Annotated in this window: 1 protein-coding gene; it reads right to left on the bottom strand. The window is 52.1% G+C overall.

Annotated elements, in window-relative coordinates:
- Positions 1-24 precede the first annotated feature (24 nt).
- The coding region (locus D6B98_RS40455; RefSeq protein ID WP_205680592.1) for a hypothetical protein at positions 25-1,118 on the bottom strand (1,094 nt) is incomplete at its 5' end.

Raw genomic sequence — 1,118 nt, 5'->3', positions numbered from 1 at the left:
CAGCTACGGATCTGCGGCTGGTAGCTAAGGCTCCGCGCGCCTTCCTCTCTTTCTCTTCTTCTCTCCTCTCTCCTCCCTTTTTTCTCTTTCCTTTCTCTTCTCCCCTCTTCTTCCTCTTTTCTTTCTCTTCCTCTCTCTTTCTCCAGGGACTCCCCCCTTCCCTCTTCTCCCTCTCCCTTCCTCTCTCCTCCCTCTTCTTTCTCTCTCTCTTTTTCTCCCTCTCTCCTCTCTTCTTCTTTCCTCCCTCCCTTCCCTCCCTCCCCTTCTCTCTCTCTCTCTCCCCTCCTCCTTTCCTCCCTTTCTTCCCTCTCTTCCCTTTCTCCCTCTTCCCTCCCCTCTCTCCTTCTCCCCCCCCTCCCTCTCTCTCTCTTCTTTCTTTCCTCCCCTCCCTCTTTCCTCCCTTCCTTTCCCCCTCTCTTCTCCTTCCCTCCCCTTCTTCTCTCCTTCCCCTTCCTTTCCCCTCTCCTCTCTCCTCTCTTCCTTTCCCTCTTCCCTTCTTTCCTCTTCCTTTCTTTCTTCCCTCTTTCTCTTCTCCTCCCCTTCTCCCTCCTTTTCTCCCTCCCTCTCTCTTTTCTTCCCTTCCTCTTTTCCTTCCCTTCTTTCTTTCCCTTTTCTCCTTCTTTCCCCCCTCTCCTTTTCCTCCCTTTTTTCCTTCTTTTCTTCTCTCCCCCCCTTTTCCCTTCCCCCCCCTCCTTCTCCCCTTTCCTTTTCTTCCCTCTCCCCCCCCTCTCCTCCCCCTTTTCCTCTTCCTCTCCTTTCCTCCCCTCCCCCCCCCTTCTCCTCTCCCTCCCCCCTCTTTTTTCCTCTCCTTCCCTTCTTTCCTCCTTCTCTTCTCTTTTCTTCTCCTCCTTCTTCTTCCCTTCTCCTTCTTCTCCTCTTTCTTCTTCCCCCCTCCTTTTCCTTCCTTCTCCTTCTTCCTTTTTCCTTTCTCTCTCTTCTCTCCTCTTTTTCTTTTCTTCTCTTTTTTCTTCTTTCTCCTTTCTCTCCTTCTTTTCTCCTCTCCCTTCTCCCTTTTCCCTTCCTCTTTCTCTTCTTCCCTTCAAGGTTAGTCGAGATGGTCTTCGAACCTGAATTTTGGGTCGCCGTCGCCTTCGTGATCCTGATGGTCGTGCTCGGCT

The sequence above is a fragment of the Bradyrhizobium sp. LVM 105 genome, assembly GCF_003957705.1.
Lineage (GTDB): Bacteria > Pseudomonadota > Alphaproteobacteria > Rhizobiales > Xanthobacteraceae > Bradyrhizobium > Bradyrhizobium frederickii.
This window is presented reverse-complemented; position numbering and strand designations above follow the sequence as displayed.